The 19,160-nt window shown below is 60.0% G+C and carries 18 protein-coding genes and 4 pseudogenes; 8 read left to right on the top strand and 14 right to left on the bottom strand.

Features of this window, described 5'->3' with window-relative positions:
• Positions 1-15: 15 nt before the first annotated feature.
• On the bottom strand, positions 16-372 hold the full coding sequence (locus tag HX881_RS01280) for a hypothetical protein (protein WP_177082255.1): 357 nt from the start codon (positions 370-372) through the stop codon (positions 16-18).
• Positions 373-726: 354 nt separating this feature from the next.
• Between HX881_RS01280 and HX881_RS01275 the strand changes: the two genes are divergently transcribed.
• Positions 727-3,147, top strand: a complete 2,421-nt coding sequence (locus HX881_RS01275; RefSeq protein ID WP_177082253.1) for an autotransporter family protein — start codon at positions 727-729, stop codon at positions 3,145-3,147.
• An 84-nt stretch (positions 3,148-3,231) separates the two neighbouring features.
• Here the strand turns inward: HX881_RS01275 and HX881_RS01270 are convergent, their stop codons facing one another.
• The 4 genes and pseudogenes from HX881_RS01270 to HX881_RS01260 form a co-directional block, all read right to left on the bottom strand.
• Complete coding sequence (locus tag HX881_RS01270; RefSeq protein ID WP_017127361.1) at positions 3,232-3,417, bottom strand: hypothetical protein; 186 nt, start codon at positions 3,415-3,417, stop codon at positions 3,232-3,234.
• Between the two features lie 1,101 nt (positions 3,418-4,518).
• Positions 4,519-4,881 carry a hypothetical protein gene (locus HX881_RS01265; RefSeq protein WP_177082251.1) on the bottom strand — a complete coding sequence of 121 codons (363 nt, stop codon included), beginning with the start codon at positions 4,879-4,881 and terminating at the stop codon, positions 4,519-4,521.
• 69 nt (positions 4,882-4,950) lie between these two features.
• Positions 4,951-5,052: pseudogene (locus tag HX881_RS33100) on the bottom strand (hypothetical protein); the annotation flags it as partial.
• A 51-nt stretch (positions 5,053-5,103) separates the two neighbouring features.
• Positions 5,104-5,451 (bottom strand): annotated as a pseudogene (locus HX881_RS01260) (putative metallopeptidase); the annotation flags it as partial.
• Positions 5,452-5,525: 74 nt separating this feature from the next.
• On the opposite strand from HX881_RS01260, the gene HX881_RS01255 reads away from it, so the two are divergent.
• Entirely contained in the window at positions 5,526-5,732 is a 207-nt protein-coding gene (locus HX881_RS01255; RefSeq protein ID WP_246356422.1) for a hypothetical protein, read from the top strand.
• Between the two features lie 31 nt (positions 5,733-5,763).
• Here the strand turns inward: HX881_RS01255 and HX881_RS32690 are convergent, their stop codons facing one another.
• From HX881_RS32690 to HX881_RS32685, 5 genes and pseudogenes are all read right to left on the bottom strand, one after another.
• Positions 5,764-5,976, bottom strand: a complete 213-nt coding sequence (locus HX881_RS32690) for an Ntn hydrolase family protein (RefSeq protein WP_246356421.1) — start codon at positions 5,974-5,976, stop codon at positions 5,764-5,766.
• Between the two features lie 591 nt (positions 5,977-6,567).
• On the bottom strand, positions 6,568-6,702 hold the full coding sequence (locus tag HX881_RS33095; RefSeq protein WP_425503431.1) for a hypothetical protein: 135 nt from the start codon (positions 6,700-6,702) through the stop codon (positions 6,568-6,570).
• A gap of 180 nt (positions 6,703-6,882) precedes the next feature.
• Positions 6,883-7,187, bottom strand: a pseudogene (locus HX881_RS01240) (chemotaxis protein).
• A gap of 113 nt (positions 7,188-7,300) precedes the next feature.
• Positions 7,301-8,263, bottom strand: coding sequence for a hypothetical protein (locus tag HX881_RS01235; RefSeq protein WP_177082249.1), 963 nt, complete (start codon positions 8,261-8,263; stop codon positions 7,301-7,303).
• A 263-nt stretch (positions 8,264-8,526) separates the two neighbouring features.
• Entirely contained in the window at positions 8,527-8,763 is a 237-nt protein-coding gene (locus tag HX881_RS32685; protein ID WP_246356465.1) for a hypothetical protein, read from the bottom strand.
• Here HX881_RS32685 and HX881_RS01225 point away from each other — a divergent pair.
• The 3 genes and pseudogenes from HX881_RS01225 to HX881_RS01215 form a co-directional block, all read left to right on the top strand.
• Positions 8,699-9,516, top strand: a pseudogene (locus HX881_RS01225) (tyrosine-type recombinase/integrase); the annotation flags it as partial. The gene HX881_RS32685 and the pseudogene HX881_RS01225 overlap by 65 nt on opposite strands.
• Before the next feature lie 20 nt (positions 9,517-9,536).
• Positions 9,537-11,126 carry an ABC-F family ATPase gene (locus HX881_RS01220; RefSeq protein ID WP_083875394.1) on the top strand — a complete coding sequence of 530 codons (1,590 nt, stop codon included), beginning with the start codon at positions 9,537-9,539 and terminating at the stop codon, positions 11,124-11,126.
• Between the two features lie 213 nt (positions 11,127-11,339).
• Complete coding sequence (locus HX881_RS01215; RefSeq protein ID WP_017127363.1) at positions 11,340-12,533, top strand: MFS transporter; 1,194 nt, start codon at positions 11,340-11,342, stop codon at positions 12,531-12,533.
• Position 12,534: 1 nt separating this feature from the next.
• Here HX881_RS01215 and HX881_RS01210 read toward each other — a convergent pair whose 3' ends face one another.
• Together HX881_RS01210 and HX881_RS01205 are read right to left on the bottom strand one after the other, a co-directional pair.
• Positions 12,535-13,566: an alpha/beta hydrolase family protein gene (locus HX881_RS01210; protein ID WP_103032569.1), complete on the bottom strand. Its 1,032-nt coding sequence runs from the start codon at positions 13,564-13,566 to the stop codon at positions 12,535-12,537.
• A 256-nt stretch (positions 13,567-13,822) separates the two neighbouring features.
• Positions 13,823-14,434, bottom strand: coding sequence for an FMN-dependent NADH-azoreductase (locus HX881_RS01205; RefSeq protein WP_017127365.1), 612 nt, complete (start codon positions 14,432-14,434; stop codon positions 13,823-13,825).
• Positions 14,435-14,563: 129 nt separating this feature from the next.
• Here HX881_RS01205 and HX881_RS01200 point away from each other — a divergent pair, with 129 nt between their 5' ends.
• On the top strand, positions 14,564-15,472 hold the full coding sequence (locus tag HX881_RS01200) for a LysR substrate-binding domain-containing protein (RefSeq protein ID WP_017127366.1): 909 nt from the start codon (positions 14,564-14,566) through the stop codon (positions 15,470-15,472).
• Positions 15,473-15,483: 11 nt separating this feature from the next.
• Positions 15,484-15,828, top strand: a complete 345-nt coding sequence (locus HX881_RS01195; protein ID WP_177082247.1) for an MmcQ/YjbR family DNA-binding protein — start codon at positions 15,484-15,486, stop codon at positions 15,826-15,828.
• Positions 15,829-15,836: 8 nt separating this feature from the next.
• On the opposite strand, the gene HX881_RS01190 is transcribed toward HX881_RS01195, so the two are convergent.
• Entirely contained in the window at positions 15,837-16,271 is a 435-nt protein-coding gene (locus HX881_RS01190; protein ID WP_177082245.1) for a DUF1294 domain-containing protein, read from the bottom strand.
• On the bottom strand, positions 16,268-17,095 hold the full coding sequence (locus HX881_RS01185; RefSeq protein ID WP_042935980.1) for an undecaprenyl-diphosphate phosphatase: 828 nt from the start codon (positions 17,093-17,095) through the stop codon (positions 16,268-16,270). Before HX881_RS01185 ends, HX881_RS01190 begins: the two co-directional genes overlap by 4 nt.
• Before the next feature lie 292 nt (positions 17,096-17,387).
• On the opposite strand from HX881_RS01185, the gene HX881_RS01180 reads away from it, so the two are divergent.
• Positions 17,388-19,022: a methyl-accepting chemotaxis protein gene (locus HX881_RS01180; protein ID WP_017127370.1), complete on the top strand. Its 1,635-nt coding sequence runs from the start codon at positions 17,388-17,390 to the stop codon at positions 19,020-19,022.
• The last annotated feature ends 138 nt before the right edge of the window (positions 19,023-19,160 follow it).

The raw sequence follows: 19,160 nt of genomic DNA, 5'->3' as shown, positions 1-19,160 counted from the left end.
TGCCGCCCACCCGCCTCAGCGGCGCTGGTTCGGATCGGCACGGGTCCCGGGCTGGATCGGCACCGCCATCGGCGCCTGCTGGTCACGCGGGTAACCATTGCGGATCGCCCCGTTCTCGATCGTCGAAGGGCGCGGCGTCGGTTGGGTACCGGGGCCGCGTACAGGCGGCGTGGCTGACTCGGAGCCTTGCCGGCTGTTGGGATTGGCGCGGCGAATCGGGCTGTTATAGGGGTTGTCGCTGTTGGGCAGGTTCTGCGCCAGCAGCAAGGTGGCAGGCGGTGCCGGATCCGCCACCGCGCCGTCGGCGGGGACGGCGACGACCAACAGGCCGATGACCAGCAAGGGGGTCAGACCGAAGACAAGTCTGTTCATGACGCCTCTCTCGAAGGATGAATTCATTATTGGCTGCAAACAGCCCATCAAGAATTGGATAACACCCTACGCCCGAGGTTCGCGCCACGGAAAAATTTCATATGACAGAATGCTTCAACAAATCGGCGGCAACATCGCGAAAAAGCTGGCCTGGCGGTGTCCCGACGAAAAAAGCACTGGACCAAACCTCTCACATTACGCCTGTTTTGCCACGGGCATAACCTGTCAACTTTGACAGTTATGCGCAGGTCTTTTTTACGTTATAACCCCCCACAAACACCCATGTTGAGCGCGTAGGGCCCTCAACATGCGCCGTGGTGGCTACGCCCTATCCTTGAAAAAAGGATAAATGCGATGCCTTATTTCCTGTTTCGCCCTCTCTGCGTTGTGTTTCTCTTCCTCCTGACCCTGCAAGGCGCTCGCGCCGCCTGCACCTTCGCTCCTCCCACCGCCGGCAACGATGACTACACCTGCGACAGCGGAACCGCCCCGACACTCGTCGACAACGCCGGCAACAACAGCCTGACGATGCCCACCGGCGGCACCGGCAGCATCACCGGCCCCGTGGTCTTCGGCACAGGCAACGATCGGGTCGTCATCGGTGGTGGCACGATCCACGGTGATGTCGATGAAGGCAGTGGAATCGACAATTTCACCATGACCGGCGGACAGATCCAGTCACTCCACCAGGGGGACGGCCTGGACACCTTCGAGATGAGCGGCGGGGTCATCGTCGATGAGTTCGAGGATGGCGACAGGGCTCACATGACGGGCGGGTCCATCGGGCGCGTCGACATGAAACTGGACGACAACCTGTTCGACATGGAAGGCGGCACGATCGTCGGCAACCTGGTGACCGGCTTCGGCAAGGACACCATCCTCGTCAAGGGCGGAACCATCGGCGGCAACATCAGTGTCAGCGGTGGCGACGATCAGATCCTGGTCAGCGACGGGACAATAAACGGCGAAATCCGCATGAGCGCCGGCGCGGACTTCTTCAACTGGCGCAACGCCGGCATCATCCGCGGGGCCATCCTGATGGGGCTCGACAATGACCGGGCGCTGCTCGACGGTCTCTCGGATGCGACCCTCTCCTCCAACCCCTCGGTGGATGGCGGAGAAGGCACCGATCAGTTGACGTTCCAGGCCAGTACGCCGATCAATGGCGCGCGCTACGTCAACTGGGAAACGGTGAGCCTTACCCAGGGCAGCCAGATGACCCTCAATGACAGCCTGGTCCTGGGAGACACCGGCACCGGCACGGGCACCCTGGATATCGATGCCAGCAGCAGCCTCAGCTCCCACAGCGGCGTGCTCAGGGCCTTCACCGCCGGGCAGAATGTCACCCTGACCAACGCCGGTACGATCAACCTCACCAGCGGCGGCGCGCAGGCCGACGACCGTTTCACGGTAGTCGGCAACTATGTCGGCAACAGCGGCCACCTGAAACTGCACAGTATCCTCGCCGGCGATGACTCACCCTCCGACCGGCTGGTGGTGTCCCAGGGTACGCTGTCCGGCACGACCGCCATCGAGGTCAGCAACCTCGGCGGCGGCGGTGCCGAGACCCTGCAGAACGGTATCCAGGTGGTCGAGGCCAACCAGGGCGCCACCAGCAGCGCCAATGCCTTCAGCATGGCGAGCCCGGCATCCGCCGGTGCCTTCGACTACTACCTGTTCAAGGGCGGGGTCACCGCCGGCACGGAAAACAACTGGTACCTGCGCTCCGCCGTGACCGGGCCGAGCCCGGAAGGGCCGGTCACGCCGCTGCCGACCCCGGTCTTCCCCGGCCTGCCGACGCCCGAACCCGGAGAAACCATTCCCTTCTACCGTCCCGAGGTGCCGATCGACGCAGTCGTCACCCCGGCCGCCGCGCTACTCGCGCAGACCACGCTGGGCACTTTCCATGAGCGCCAGGGCGAGCAGGACCTGTTGCGCGAAAACGGCGACCTGCCGGCCGGCTGGGCGCGCACCTTCGCCAGCCGTTCGCGGCAGAGCTGGTCGGGGGATGTGAACCCGAGCCTCGACAGCACGATCTGGGGCTTCCAGGCCGGTCACGACCTCTTCGGGTCGACCAGCGCGGACGGCTACCGGCAACATGCCGGGCTGTTCGTCAGCCATGCCCGCCTGGACGGTGACGTACGGGGTTTCACCGGTGGTTTCCAGGATCGCGAAGCCGGCGACCTGCGCCTCAACGGCGACAGCCTGGGCGCCTACTGGACCTTGATCGGCCCCACCGACTGGTATGTCGACACCGTCGCCATGGGCACGCGCTACAACGGCAAGGCCCGCTCCGACCGCGGTGTCAAACTCGACCTCAAGGGGCATGCCGTGACGCTCTCCGTGGAAAGCGGCTATCCGCTGCCGGTATCCGAGCGCTGGGTCATCGAGCCCCAGGTCCAGCTGATCGGCCAGAAGGTCTCGATGGACAACGATGACGACGGCATCTCGCGGGTCGGCTTCGACACCCAGGAATATCTGAAAGGTCGCGTTGGCGTGCGCGCCAAAGGCTCGTACGTCGCCGGCGAGGTGCCCCTCGAACCCTATGTACGCGGCAATCTCTGGCACGACTTCAAGGGACGCGATACCGCCACCTTCGACGGTTACCCGATCAAGACCGACCATACCGGCAGTACCCTGGACTTCGGTGCCGGCGTGGTGGCGAAACTGAGCCGCGATGTCAGCCTCTACACCAGCGTCGAGTACGGCAGCAATATCGATGCCCGCCAGCAGGAAGCCGTCTCCGCGACTATCGGTGTGCGCATGAGCTGGTAAGCCGCGTGCCTCGCCGCGCACAGGCGCTGTCACGAACGCAGAAAACCCCGGCGGTGCCGGGGTTCAAGCGCGTCAACGCATCGGTTATCGGCTGTTTTTCGCCGGCCGCACCTTGTGCATCGGCAGCGACACCACATAGGCCATGGCTTCTTCCCGGGTGCCGAACGAACTCAACCGATCCGCCTGGGTGCGCACCTTCCAGGGACCGCCGCTGGCGTGGATTACTTCATAGCCGTTGACATGCATCTTCGAGAGCAGAGAAACGCTCATAGCCACCTCCCTTCACGTAGAGATATCCGAGGATTGCCGCCCCACCATACACCCGGTCGAGGCCGATTGACCGGCCGTACGTCGCCGGACGCCCCGCCGGCTACCCACCACCAGACCCGAAAACCGCGTGCCCAGCCGCGCCATCGCGCACAAAAGCGCCGAATCAACGATCAGCCGCCATATAACTGTCGTCTCGCGTATGCGACAATAGGCGAAATGTCTGGCACCCACCCCGCATTCACATCACGGCAACTCGGCCCTCACGTGCGTAGCTTGCTGTCGACTTATGCCCGCTGGATAACCTCACGCTCCGGTTGGAGCGAGCTGGAAACGTTGCAAACGGATATCGAACGGGTATCTGCAGCCTCCGGCCACAGTTCAGTTATTGATAGGTAAGCTCCTTGATCTCCACAGCTAACATCACCAGTCGGTATAAAATGCATTCTGGTGATCAGTATTTGCTGGATGAAGGCAACGTGAGTAACCATCAATAGCGCACAAAAATGCACCCGCGAAGTCCAAGACTGGTCCCAGTAGGGAAATTTCTACACATGCCGAAACTGCATAACCAGCCCTCCCGGCGTCCTGCCGAACGAACACCACCACTTCAAGTGATACATCTCGTCGCCTCAACCTCGCTGAAACCCATGGCCTCGATTACTGTACATAAACCAGTTCAAAATAGGTCATGCGTCTGAACAGGCAGTTTTCCCAAGCCGTAAGAACACCGAAAAGCTGGTCAATATGGGCGCCCTAGTATTGCCGGAGCGTGATCAGGCTCGACACCAACTTCAGGTCAAATGCGAACGAGTGAACGTCCTGGGCCACCGCCAGAGCGGCGCCGATCAACGCCTGCGGCATACAGCTAAACCTCTGCCGGACGAACACGTTTTGAAAAAAACTTCATGGAGTCACTGTAGGCCCACAAGGAGGGAGTTTCCGGTGTTTACAACATAGCGGCATACCTTCCAGACGTCAGAGAATGATGCAGTGGTATGCGGATGACTTAGACGTGCTTGTTGCTGGAATCACACCTGATATCCGCTCAACCTTTGCAGATGGCGCGGGCGCTAGCCAGTGCCACCGGCGCCGCCTCCGGAATCAGCCAGGGTACTCACCTTTGATATTGTCGCCTTTCGAAGCTGCAGCGGTGCTGCCAGCTGTACTGAAGAAGCTTTTGAAGTGAGTAATGAAGGTCTCAGTCAAGTGGCCGTGATAATACGCATACACATAATCACTGATGGGCTCACCCTTCGGTGCGCGAATGTTGAAAATCAAAGCGTTGTCACCCACCGTTGGGCACATCCAAGCCTGCTTAGACACTTGGCTGGCCTTATGCGTGAAGTTGCCTTGCTTGTTTTCCTCCCAGGTCGTGATCTTGTCCTTCTGCGCATCCTGATTTACGCGTTTTTTGAAGGTATCAAGCAACGCTTGGGGTTTGCTCGTTGCAAAAGAAACGGACATTTCGAGCCTCCTGGCTTAGGGGTGAAGCCAACGTGATATCACCCGAAACTAAAGCGAATCAAGCTCTACTTAGTTGCAAGACTTTGCTGCAGCCTCTAGCGCTCTCTCGAACTCGATCCTCTGCCGGCGCTCCGCCAAAAGTGCCCTCACCTTCACTTCCAGGCTGTCGGATGTGGTACAGCTCTGCTCGACCAAGGCACAGAAGTCGGTGTCACTGCACTAGGCGCAGTAGTCAGCAGCCAGGGTGATGATGAAAGCCGGCACGTCGCCGAACCAATCACACATCTGCTGCTCCATCCGGGTTTTCTGCTGGCCACCTGCACGGAAAGCCACTAACTCGACCTGGCCCAGGATTGTGCGACCCTGCTTGTTGAAGCTCGACGATGCCCACATGACCCGGATGTCTGCATCCAGTAGGTGGGCGTGGTCTTCGTTGTGAATGCTGCCAGTGTCGACAAGGACCTCGGCGTGTAGCCATTCCCAAACCTCAGGCGCAGGAGTCAGGTGGATGCCGAAGTCGGATAGTTCGGACAACTCAAGTAACGATTTTGGCGGAAGCGGCCTTTGCACTTTTCGCCCTCTCGCTTGAAATAGTGGAGCGTTGCCGGTATTGGTAAGGATCAATTCACAGCAAGGAAGATGGTATGTCGGATCTTTACAAAGATTTGGTCGTTACTGATTTCAACGGGTACCCTGACCCGGTAAAAGCTCGCGAGGCAGCAGTAGCAGCTGCGCTGAAACTCATTGAGGCCAAGGTTTTGAATTCCAGTGGTGCGAATCAACTTCAATGGGAACTGAACAACTTGTCGGGATATGCCGACCTGATACAAGATGCACTGAAAGCTGAATGATCGATACGTGCCGCACTCACCTGTGGCACACCTATCCCGCCGTGACCAGTTCAATGATCACGGTGCTAACTGCGCCGCCAGTGCAGATATCCCATTTCATCGCAACGCGCACCGTATCCTCTGCGCTTACCCCCCTGTCCATTGCAGCAATGGCATATTGGGCGCCACTACCGATGGCGTCAGGGTTTTCCGGAGCGAGATTCTGCTTCCAGATGCCTGTCTTGTCGTCATTACCGACCATCATCAGCTTGCCGCCATCAACGACATAGCCTGAGCACTCAACAGGAACTGAAGATAGAGTTCCGAAAGGCGGCGATCAAAGCCTTATCATCGCATACGGCGCCTGATAGGAAGACGCTGCCCCCCCCCCCCCCCCCCCCCGACGATTTAGCACGTTGGTGCACTGTCAGAAACGATGTGATCGTTTCGGGTCTGGCGCGAGTCACAGGCAATCACGCCGTCTTTTTAGGTAATGGTCGTTATAGAGGTTTCAGCCTGGGCTTGAAATTTCGGCTTTATGTCAGTAAGTGATGTGGGATACTCAAAAGGGGTTACCCACTTATGGATATCGTATTCATCGTTCAACAGAGACCGCGAGTAAAGGCTCTGATACAGGCAAAGCGCCCCGGTCAGCCGGTAGATCCCCTTCCCCTTCCTGCGCACTGCTTTAAGGCAGTCGACACTAGGACCGGCGACTACCTTGGCGAGTTTGATACCGAGGCCGACGCCCAAGCCCTTTGCAACCGCCTGAATTCCCAGCTACCCCAAAACCAGCCACGATAGACGCAAAAAGTGACGTCACGATTTGGCGCATTCAAAAACGTGGCGCGGGTTATTAGGTTGCCTGGTTGAGGGCTTCATCCGCCTTGTCCGCAGCCTGGACCGCAGTGGTCGGGGTCTTGGTTACCTTGTCAGCGGCAGTGCCGGCCCTGCGGGTCAGCTCTTCCAGGCGCTTATCCCGCTCGTTCATCGCGGTGTCGTAGGCCTTGCGTATGTCGGCGATCTAGTTGCTCTGCTTTTCGGCGAGCGACCAGTACGCGGCTTGATAACCCAGCATCAACCCACCGCCCACCAACCTAACGGCGATGGCCCAGATATTAGTCCGGCGCCCCCCAGCGGCGTGCGATGAATTCCAATGCACATCTGTCCATCAGGCAATTCCTCCCTGCTTAGTGTGCAGGCGAGTTATCTCGTCATTCTGCTGTCACCCGATCAGTGAGTTGGGCGACCTGACTGGTCAGCGCTTCGATCTTGCCTTCCATACGGCCAACGGCAGCGGCAGGGTCGTTCCGTGGCGAGCAGATCAGCACGGGCCTCGGCCTCTTTGCACGCGGAGCGCTCCTGGTTCAGCAGTTTGTTCAGTCGCCTCAAGGTGCCTATGTCGGCACTGTACATGGCCCGCTCGGTCGCATCCTTCGAAAGGAACCTGCACAGCCAGAGCAGGCCGCCTAACACAACGGTGGCGCTACCGCCTAACTAGGTAGCGGTTCCTGGGCCGAGGTCTGTAGGATCCACTTTTTTCCCCAAAAAGCCCGCGAATGCGGGCTCTCGGGGCTTATGGGTAATTATTAATAACCTTCGTCATCAAATAACAGTCCTAGCGTAGGGGAGCCGACGATGATCGCTGATACTAAGGTGTCACCTTTAAACGCTCCAAGAATATACAGAGAAACCGCACTGCTTTTACGGAAGGCATCTTGTATATCGTCAAAAACCCTATCCGTCTCTTGGTTTTTATATAGATCAACTTTTATATAACCATATTTATCATGCTGAAAAAGAATCTTCCACTTTGTATCTGTAGCTTGAAGCTTTTTGACTAGAAAAAAATCATCAATACGACGTTTTTCTGTCGAAGATCTTTTCCTTTTGGAAAGGCTTTCGATCTCCGCTCCGTCAAGAGTAATTCCGCCAATGCGCATAAAATTTGCGTCGTGAGCACCCTTAATCACGGCGAGCATTGCTTTATTCAAATCAGAGCTCACCTGACTTAGTTTTACATTTTTCTCGACTATATCTTTCGCGAAGTCGTACTTAAGCTTTTCAGATGCAAGCTCCGCATTATTTTTAAGCTTTGAAAGCCCTATTTTTGTAAGACCTATGATCAACGCCACACCGAGCACAATTACAACCAACTCAGTTCCAGACATAGTTAACATTGCCTGCTCCGCAATTGCCCAAAGCTGATCGGGAATTAAGCTAGATATATCAGAACTGCCCTCAGAGACCTCAAACACAACTTCAAGATTTTGACGCTCACTTTCGGAGATGGATTTTGCTGATGTGTGATCGCCCAAGAGAGCAAAAGCTCGATTAATCACTCCCTGATATTCGATTAGGCCTTTCATGACGCCTGTGGGAAGAGTGCTTTTGTAGCGATCGCCCTTAATATTTATATCAAGACGCGGCCAGTTGTTGAACTCGAAGGATACGTCCTTCCCCGCGAATTCGCCTTTGCTCGCGAGCATCAGGTAGTGAAACGCATCTTCCTCCGAGCTAATCACCAGCTCCACTTGGTCTTTGTCTTCCATGATCGCTCAAAATTTATTTTAAAGAGGCCGGCAAATATCAAACCATTTGATTCGATGTCGCTTATGCGATAATTACACGCAAAATCGACATAATTGATAAATGCTCTCTCACTTTCTCACTCTTTGCAATGGCTTTTTGCTATGCCAGATAACTTTCGATTAAACCCTCTGCATCCAGCACCTCCTGAGCGGAAATAAGCACCTCGTTTACGTCATCCAGCGCCTTGCGGATCGACGAGCGCCATCGAATTGGTGATGCCGTTTCAGGCGGCCGGCAGCACTGCGGCGGAGCGCTTGCCCTCGGCCCCCACCACTTGCGGAATGGCCCGAGTCAGTACGGCACATTCACGAAAGCGTTTCGGCGCGGGCGTTTTTACCGAGTTCAGCAAACCCAGAATGGCACCGTGCTTGCGCTCCTGGTGCGTCGAGTACTTCACCGCCACGCCGCTCCGCCGGATCATGGCTTCCAGGGAGTGGAAGTCGCCAGGAGTGAAGCGCAACGCCATCTCGAAGCTATCGACAATCCTGAACTCCGCTGTGTCCGAGGAACTGATCCCGAAGGACCCGGCGGCGATCCTGGAGCTGTCCAAGCGCAACAAGAAAGAAATCGCCCCGTTCACCCTGGACGAGGCGAACGAGATCATCGCCAAGATGTACGAGCATGAACATTGGTCCAGCATGATCTATGCGACATTTTTTGAGTTTGTGTTTTTTACAGGAATGCGTCTGTCCGAGGCCCTGGCGCTACGCTGGGATGCTGTTGACGAAGAGAAGAAGACGGCCCATGTGTGTCGCGGGATAGCCTTGGGGGAAGTGGTGGAGCGCACGAAAACGGGCGGAGAGCGCTTCGTTTTGCTGAATGACCGCGCCATGCACGTGCTGCAATTTGCAAGGGAGTACGCGGAACGCCGGAAGAAAGGGAAGGGAGAGTGCTGGAGACGCCTTTCATTTTCCCGCCCTCGAAGAGCCCGGCGTGCGTGAAACAGACGCCCGACCTGCACAAACAGCGGGTCCCGACGCTGAAGGCGCTGAATATCCGTCGTCGGCCGCCATACAACTGTCGTCACACCTATGCGACAATATGCATTATGTCTGGCATGAACCCCGCCTTCATCTCCCAGCAGCTCGGCCACAGTGTGCAGATGCTGCTCTCGACTTATGCGCGTTGGATCAACTCAAGCTCAGATTGGGGCGAAATGGAAAAGCTCCAAATTGGTCCCAAATTGGTCCCCGCTCAAATAAGCGCACCCTAAGCTATTGATAGGTAAAGTAATTGATCTCCACAGCTAACATCACCATGCAGTTCGGCGCCAAGCCGCTCTTCGAGAACGTTTCGGTCAAATTCGGCAGTGGTAACCGCTACGGCCTGATCGGCGCCAACGGGTGCGGCAAGTCCACGTTCATGAAAATCCTCGGCGGCGACCTCGAGCCGTCCGGCGGCCAGGTCATGCTGGAGCCGAACGTGCGCCTGGGTAAACTGCGCCAGGATCAGTTCGCCTACGAAGAATTCAGCGTGATCGACACCGTGATCATGGGTCACGAAGAGCTGTGGAAGGTCAAGGCCGAGCGCGACCGCATCTACTCGCTGCCGGAAATGACCGAAGAAGACGGCATGGCCGTGGCCGAGCTGGAAACCGAGTTCGCCGAGATGGACGGCTACACCGCCGAATCCCGTGCCGGCGAACTGCTGCTGGGCCTGGGCATCGGCATCGAGCAGCACTTCGGCCCGATGAGCGAAGTGTCCCCGGGCTGGAAGCTGCGGGTACTGCTGGCCCAGGCGCTGTTCTCCGATCCGGAAGTGCTGCTCCTCGACGAGCCGACCAACCACCTGGACATCAACACCATCCGCTGGCTGGAAAACATCCTGACCCAGCGCTCCAGCCTGATGATCATCATCTCTCACGACCGTCACTTCCTGAACAGCGTGTGCACCCACATGGCTGACCTGGATTACGGCGAGCTGCGCCTGTTCCCGGGCAACTACGACGAGTACATGACCGTGGCGACCCAGTCGCGCGAGCAACTGCTGTCGGACAACGCCAAGAAGAAGGCGCAGATTTCCGAGCTGCAATCGTTCGTCAGCCGCTTCTCGGCCAACGCCTCGAAAGCCAAGCAGGCCACTTCCCGCGCCAAGCAGATCGACAAGATCCAGCTGGCCGAGGTCAAGCCATCGAGCCGCGTCAGCCCGTTCATCCGCTTCGAACAGACCAAGAAGCTGCATCGCCAGGCGGTCATCGTCGAGCATATGGCCAAGGGCTTTGACGGCGTCACGCTGTTCAAGGACTTCAGCTTCACCGTCGAAGCCGGCGAGCGCGTGGCGATCATCGGCCCGAACGGCATCGGCAAGACCACCCTGCTGCGCACCCTGGTCAACGAACTGACCCCGGATGCCGGCACGGTGAAATGGACCGACGCCGCCGAGCTGGGCTACTACGCCCAGGACCACGCCCATGACTTCGAAGACGACGTCAACCTGTTCGACTGGATGGGCCAGTGGACCCAGGGTGGCGAGCAACTGGTACGCGGCACCCTCGGCCGCATGCTGTTCTCCAACGACGAGATCCTCAAGTCGGTCAAGGTGATTTCCGGTGGCGAGCAAGGCCGCATGCTGTTCGGCAAGCTGATCCTGCAAAAACCCAACGTGCTGGTGATGGACGAACCGACCAACCACCTGGACATGGAATCCATCGAGGCGCTCAACCTGGCGCTGGAAAACTACCCGGGCACGCTGATCTTCGTCAGCCACGACCGCGAGTTCGTCTCGTCCCTGGCCACCCGCATCATCGAGCTGAGCCCGAGCGGCGTGATCGACTTCAGCGGCACCTATGACGACTACCTGCGTAGCCAGGGCGTGGTCTTCTAACCCCGCCCTCCTGTAGGAGCCGGCTTGCTGGCGATGGCGTCCGGACGGACGATGCAAGGCGTTGAGGCCTCATCGCTGGCCAGCCAGCTCCTACAGGGATCGTGCTGAACCTCCAGCTTCGCAGATCCAGAATAATTAGTTAGCCTGCTTTCTTTTATCTCGCCACCCCGCCATGATGAAGCTCTCCAACCGCCCGCCCGCGAACGAGCCCTCATGTCCGCCCAGCAACCTCCCCGCCAGCCCGGCAACCTGACTGTCACCCTGCAAATCGTTTCCATCGTCTTCTACACGTTTGTCGCCTTTCTCTGCATCGGCCTGCCGATCGCGGTCTTGCCCGGCTATGTGCATGAACAACTGGGCTTCAGCGCGGTGATCGCCGGACTGACCATCGGCTCGCAGTACCTGGCCACGCTCCTCAGCCGCCCCATGGCCGGGCGCATGGCCGATAGCATCGGCACCAAGCGTTCGATCATCTATGGCCTGTCGGGGATTTTCCTCAGCGGCGGACTGACCCTGCTGTCGACCCTGGTGCAACACCTGCCCCTGCTGAGCCTGGGCATCCTGATTGCCGGACGCCTGCTGCTGGGGGTCGCCCAGGGCCTGATCGGCGTGGGCACCATCAGCTGGGGGATCGGCCAGGTCGGCGCCGACCAGACCGCCCGGGTGATTTCCTGGAACGGTATCGCCTCCTATGGCGCCATCGCCATCGGTGCGCCACTGGGTGTACTGATGGTCGCCGAACATGGCTTCGCCAGCCTTGGCATCGCCCTGTCGACGCTGGCCGCCGGCGCCCTGCTGCTGATCCGCAACAAACCCTCGGTGCCGGTGGTGCGCGGCGAGCGCCTGCCCTTCTGGGCGGTGTTCGGACGCATTGCGCCCTATGGCGCGAGCCTGACCCTGGCGTCCATCGGCTACGGCACCCTGACCACCTTTATCACCCTGTTCTACATCAGTCGCGGCTGGACCGGCGCGGCCTATTGCCTGACGGTCTTCGGCACCTGCTTCATCCTCGCGCGGTTGTTCTTCATCGGCAGCATCAACCGCTTCGGCGGCTTCAAGGTGGCGATCGCCTGCATGAGCATCGAAACCCTGGGCCTGGCCCTGCTCTGGCTGTCGCCGTCCACCGCGGTGGCCTTGACCGGGGCCGGGCTGGCCGGATTCGGCCTGTCGCTGGTCTACCCGGCCATTGGCGTGGAAGCCATCCGCCAGGTGCCGAACTCCAGTCGTGGTGCGGGGTTGAGCGCCTATGCGGTGTTTTTCGATCTGGCGCTGGCCATCGCCGGCCCGGTGATGGGCGCGGTGGCGCTGAACCTGGGCTATGCGTGGATTTTCTTCACCGCGGCGCTGCTGTCGATCACCGGCCTGTCCGTCACCGTGCTGCTGGCGCGTCGCCCGACAGCACGCTGAGTCACTGGTCGGCGGTCTGCATACCGCCGCGGTTCGGCACGCTGAGGGTCTTGCTGAAGAAGCGTCCGGCCTCGGAGATCAGGTCGCGATGGATATCCACGCGGTTGACCCCTTCCGGATCGGTGCACAGGCCCGGCGTGGCCTTGAGCTGCTCTTCGCTGCAGGGTGCCATGAACACGAAGTGCCCGGCCCCGGCGATCATCTTGAACTGCGGTGCCACCGGCAGCTTGCGCGCCAGGGCCGCGGCATTCTTGTCGGGGAACACCAGCTTGTCGCCGTCGCCGCTGTACATCAGCACCGGCACATGCACATCGGCCAGGGTGTGGCGCCCGAACATCAGCCCCAGGGGCGCCATCAGCATCAATGCATGGACGCGCGGATCGGAAACCGGCTGCAGGTCGTCGCGATCGACGATCAGCTCACCCTTGGTGTTGCAGGCGTCCTTGTCCTCCGGACGCTCCTGGCAATAGCGCCGCAGGCGATCCAGGTTCGGTTGCGCACCGGAAAGAATCAGCGCGGTCTCGCCGCCGGCGGAATAACCGATCACCCCGACCTGCTCCGCCTCGACGTAAGGCGACAGCATCGGGTCGCCGAGGGTGGCGGTGATGGCTTCGGAAATCTGCATCGGCCGACCATAGAGGTTGCTCAAGGTCCCCAGGCGGCTGTGATCCTTGTAGTTGTCGCCCGGATGCAGCACTGCCACGACGATAAAGCCCTTGCGCGCCAGCGAGGTCGCCAGGTCATGCAGGGCCAGCGGCGTACCGGTATTGCCATGGGACAGCATCAGCAGCGGATAGCGGCCGATGGCGATGCGCGAGTCTTCGCTGGCCTGGATGGTGTAGCCGCCGATCTTGCTCGGCTGTTCGCGCCCGGTGGACGGATAGAAGGCAATCGCCTTCATCGGCTGCAGATCCAGCGGATCAAGAAACGTCAGGCGATGGAAACCCACGCTCCAATGAGCCGGGGGGGCTGCCTGCACCGTCATGAGGCTGCCGGACAAACAGATCAGTAACACTGCACAAAGACGCATCATGGGGATGCCCACCTTTGCTGCGTAATTAGCACACCAATTTCTCTGCCATTCCCTGAAACTGAAGCTCCACTTGAGACTTCGACTGACTGTTCGAGGTTTTTCAGAGCGCCTATGCCGAAGAGCAATCATCAGATTGCATAAGTCGCGCCAAACCATGATCACCAGACGCAAAAAACTCCGTACCTGATCATTCACATGATCAGAGTACAGAGTTTAGTGTTTGTTACCGGAAGTTTCTTGCCCGTTTACAAAAGCTTTACGCGGCGGCGAACAACGTGTCGTTGATCAGTGCCTGGGCGTCGCTCATGGCCTTGGCGCGAACCTCTTCACCGTAGCCCAGGCCGTGGGCGCGGACGAATTCGATGTCGGTGATGCCGAGGAAACCGAACAGCACCTTCAGGTAGTCTTCGTGAGCCACACCGGTCGGCTGGCCGACGTGCAGGCCACCGGAAGTCGACACGATCACCAGCTTCTTGCCACCGGCCAGGCCTTCAGGGCCGTTTTCGGTGTAGCGGAAGGTCTTGCCGGCGACGGCGATGCGATCGATCCAGGCCTTGAGCTGGGTCGGGATGGTGAAGTTGTACATCGGCGCGGCGATCACGATGGCGTCGGCGGCGAGGAATTCCTCGATGGTCGAAACGCTGAGCTCGGCTTCATGGCGCTGGGCCGCGTCACGCAGCTCGGCGGCGGTGCCACCAGCGACCAGGGTCAGGCTGGAAAAGTGGCTGATGGCGTCGTTGGCCAGGTCACGGTAAGTCACCACGCTCGAAGGCTCGGCGGCCTGCCACGCTTCAACCACGCGACGGCTCAGCTGGCGCGAGGCCGAGTTGTCACCGAGGATGCTGGAATCGATATGCAAGAGTTTCATGTGGGATCTCCAAGTGAGGATCGCCACCCGGCGATCAAGTTGAGATAATCCTACTTGTGAAACCAATGGCTGATTAGTCGGCTAAAATGCGATAGTTTGTCCCACTCATAGAACAACCGAGTAACGATCATGCAGGACCTCAACGATCTCTACTACTTCGCCAAGGTGGTGGAAGCAGGTGGCTTCGCCGCCGCCGGGCGTTTGCTGGGGATTCCCAAGTCGCGCCTGTCGCGACGCATCGCCGAACTCGAGGACCGTCTCGGCGCACGCCTGCTGCAACGCACCACGCGGCAATTGAAACTGACCGCCGTCGGCGAACGCTACCTGCGCCATTGCCAGGCGATGCTGCTGGAGGCGGAAATGGCCGACGAGGCCGTGGCCAGCATGTCCAGCGAACCCCGCGGGCGGCTGCGGGTATCATGCCCGGTGGGACTGGCCCAGGAATTCATGCCGTGGGTGATTTCCAGCTTCCTCGCGGCGCACCCGCTGGTCCAGCTGGAAGTGTTGATGGTCAACCGCCGCGTCGACCTGGTCACCGAAGGTATCGATGTGGCCCTGCGGGTCCGCGAACACGGCGACGAAGACCCGTTGCTGGTGACCCGGCGGCTGCGCCAGGCACAGACCTTCATGCTGGCGACGCCGGCCTTCCTGCAGGAACACCCGGTCAACAGCCTGGAGGATCTCAAGGACGCGCCGATTCTCGGCGCCCTCGAGGCGGACCGGCTGGTCCACCTGAGCCTGCTGGACGAGGATGGACACAAACGCGAGTTGAGCCTCGAGGCCCGTCTGGGAGTGGACGACTTTGTCGTGCGCAAGGCCTGCGCACTCGCCGGCCTGGGCTTTACCGTGCTGCCCATGTTGTACTGCGAGGAAGAGCTGGCCAATGGTACGTTTGTGCGGATCCTGCCCCAGTGGTCGTTGCCCGGCGGCTGGTTGCAGGCGGTCTACCCCCATCGACGCGGGGTATTGCCGGCCGTGCGGGCCTGGATCGATCACCTGGCCGAAGTATTCAAAGGATGCGGAGACAAGACCCTGTGAAAGAAGCAACGATGAACGCGGAGGCAGTGGCGCGTTTCTGCCTTGACCTGCCCGGAGCCCGGGAGGACTACAAATGGGGCGGCGTACGGGTGTTTTCCATTGCCGGGACCAAGATGTTCGCGCTGCTCAACCTGAGCGGCGACACCCTGTCATTCAAGGTCGACAAGGATCTGTTCCTCGGCCATATCGACCGTCCGGGCATCCGCCCCGCACCTTATCTGGCCCGTGCCTACTGGATCACCATGACGGCGCCCTACCCCCTGGGCACCGGGGAACTGCAGGAATTGCTCAAGCGCTCCCATCAACTGGTGGTCGGCAAGTTGCCCAAACGCACCCAGGTCGGCCTGCTGCTCTAGGCCTGGCGCTATAGAAAGGACAAGTGGGCCAGGCTGGCGCCAAGAAACAGCCGGTCGATCCAGAACACCTGGTGCAGCAGCACGATGGCCCAGAACACCAGTTGGAAGGACAGCTTGCGGGTCTTGTGCCGGAAGGCCTGCTGGGCGATCAGCGCTCCCGGCCAACCGCCCAGCAACTCGACGCCGTGCAGGACCTTCTCCGGCGTGCGCCAGGTGTCGTTGCGCGCCTTGCGCTTGTCGCTCCAGTAGAGGAAGAACGCCAGCAGGCTCGCGACGCCATAGCCCCACAATGGCCAGGAAACACCACCGGACAGCCACATCTTCAGCGCGCCGAAGCCCGGCAGTACGCAGAGCGCCAGCCAGATCGCCCATTTGAGCCTGAGGTGCTGCAGGCGGCCAGCGGACGCCGGGCGGTTGCGTTCCGGGGTCTGCGGGCCCCTCATCCCTTGGTCGACCAGTCGACCCAGCCGAACTGCCAGGTGGCCAGGATCACCAGGCCGAACACGATCCGATACCAGGCGAACGCCGCGTAGCTGTGGCTGGCGATGAATTTCAGCAGGCCACGCACGGCGATCATCGCGAACACGAAGGACGTCACGAAGCCCACGGCGAATACCGGCAGGTCGGCCATCTGGAACTGGTGGCGGAAGCCATAGCCGGAATACACCGCGGCGGCGACCATGGTCGGCATCGCCAGGAAGAACGAGAACTCGGTGGCGGTCTTGCGCGACAGGCCGAACAACAGGCCGCCGATAATCGTCGCCCCCGAGCGTGAGGTACCGGGAATCATCGCCAGGCACTGGGCGAAACCGACTTTCAAGGCATCTTTCCAGGTGATTTCATCGACGGTCTCGGCACGCACCACATGCTCCCGGCGCTCGGCCCAGAGAATGACCAGGCCGCCGACCACCAGCGCCGTGGCGACGGTAATCGGGTTGAACAGATAGGTGGCGATGACCTCCTTGAACAGCACCCCGAGAACCACCGCCGGCATGAATGCCACCAGCAGGTTGACGGTGAAGCGTTGTGCCGTGCGCTGGCTCGGCAGATCGCGCACCACGGTGAAAATCTTCTGGCGAAACTCCCAGACCACCGCCAGGATCGCCGCGAGCTGAATAATGATATTGAAGGCAATCGCCCGCTCACCGCCAAAACCGAGCAGATCCGCCACGATGATCTGGTGTCCGGTGCTGGAAATCGGCAGGAATTCGGTCAAGCCCTCGACAATACCCAGTATCAACGCCTGTGCGGCGGTCCAAAGATCCATCATTCCCCCTCAAGGCCCGCCCCTGCGGGTCCTTACAAAAATCGAAAGCCGCGGATCGGCCACTGGCGTCATTCCGCGTCGAGCCTGTCTCACCACCTGTCGCCAAACCGTGAAAAATGCCTGAAAAATCAGACATGAACTCAGGTTTGGCGGTTTCGGGCCGAAATCCTATCAGACATGCCTGTTTGTCGCTGCCCCGATAGTAGCCATAAGCAGGCTGGGCACCGCGGGGAAAACCTGCTGGTATGGACCCCGCGATGACACAACAACAAGAAAAGGGAATGGTGGTCTTATGAAAAGCTTGCGCAGTGTGTCGATCAGTCGACGCTTGTGGCTCATCCTGATTGTGGCGGTGGTGATGCTGCTGACCCTGGGCCTGTTGATGCTCAAGCAGATCCACGACGACCTCTATCACGCCAAGGCGCAGAAGACCCAGCATGTGGTCCAGACCGCCAGCGGGATCCTCGATTATTTCCACGGCCTGGAAACGGCCGGCACCCTGACCCGCGAGGCGGCGCAGAAACAGGCGCTGAGCGCGGTACGGGGGCTGCGTTATGACCAGAATGACTATTTCTGGATCAATGACCTGCGGCCGGTGATGGTCATGCACCCGGCCAATCCCAAGCTCGAAGGCCAGGACCTGTCCGGGATCAAGGACCCCGACGGTTATGCGCTGTTCAACGAGATGGTCATCCTCGCCAAGGCCAAGGGCGCCGGCATGATCGACTATCGCTGGCCGAAACCGGGGGCCAGTGCCCCGGTGGAGAAGACCTCCTACGTGCAGTTGTTCCAGCCCTGGGGCTGGATCATCGGTTCCGGCGTCTATATCGATGACATGCAGGCCGAATTCTACGGCCAGGTCCGCAACGCCTCGCTGATCGGCATCGCCATTGCCGCGCTCATGGCCCTGCTGGTGCTGTTGATCGGTCGCAGTATCGTGCGCCCGTTGCAGGAAACCGTGGATGCCATGGCCAATATCGCCAGCGGCGAAAGCGACCTGACCCGCAGCCTCGATACCCACGGCCAGGACGAAGTGACCCAGCTGGCCCGACACTTCAATGCCTTTACCAGCAAGTTGCGCGGCGTCGTCAGCCAGTTGCAGGACTCGGCCGGCGCCCTCGGGCAGTCCTCCAGCGACCTGGGCAACAATGCGGTCCAGGCCCAGGCGCGCAGCCAGCAGCAATCGCAGCAGATGGAGATGGTCGCGACAGCGATCAACGAAGTCACCTATGGCGTCCAGGATGTCGCCAAGAACGCCGAACAGGCCGCCAGCGAAATGCGTGACGCCGAGGCCCAGGCCCGCCAGGGCCAGTTGAATATCGATAACAGCCTGCAACAGATCGATCACCTGTCCGTCACCATCGACCAGGCGGTCGAGGTGATCCGGACCCTCGCCGCCGAGAGCACGCAGATCGGCAGCGTCCTGGAAGTGATCCGCTCCATCGCCGAGCAGACCAATCTGCTGGCGCTGAACGCCGCCATCGAAGCGGCCCGCGCCGGAGAGCAGGGCCGCGGTTTCGCCGTGGTGGCCGACGAAGTACGCCTGCTGGCCCAGCGGACACAGAAGTCCACGGCGGAGATCCAGTCGATGATCGAGCGCCTGCAGAACCACTCCGAAGCGGCGGTCAAGGTGATCGGCGACAGCAGTCGCGCCTCGCAACTGACCATCGAGCAAGCCGGGCTGGCGGGAGAAAGCCTGAACGCCATCGGCCAGGCCCTGCGCAACCTCAACGGCCTCAATGCCTCGATTGCCAGTGCCACCCTGCAGCAGGCCCATGTGGTCGAGGACATCAACCAGAACGTCACCGAGGCCGCGGGACTGTCCCACAGCACAGCGCTGGCCGCCGAGCAGTCGAGTGTCGACAGCAGCCAGCTCAAGGCCCTGAGCGAACAGCTCAACGGCCTGCTGAGGCAGTTCCGGATCTGATTCCTCTCGGGCAAGTCCCTGATGGCTTCCATGCACCTGTACGGAAGCCATCAACCCACTCCCCACTCCCCACTCCCCACGCCACTTCCCACTCCCTTCCCCACGACAGTCTGGTTACAATCCGCCCCCTCTTTTTCG

Origin of the sequence: Pseudomonas gingeri (assembly GCF_013386115.1) — a bacterium.
In the GTDB taxonomy this organism is placed as follows: Bacteria; Pseudomonadota; Gammaproteobacteria; order Pseudomonadales; family Pseudomonadaceae; genus Aquipseudomonas; species Aquipseudomonas gingeri.
This window is presented reverse-complemented; position numbering and strand designations above follow the sequence as displayed.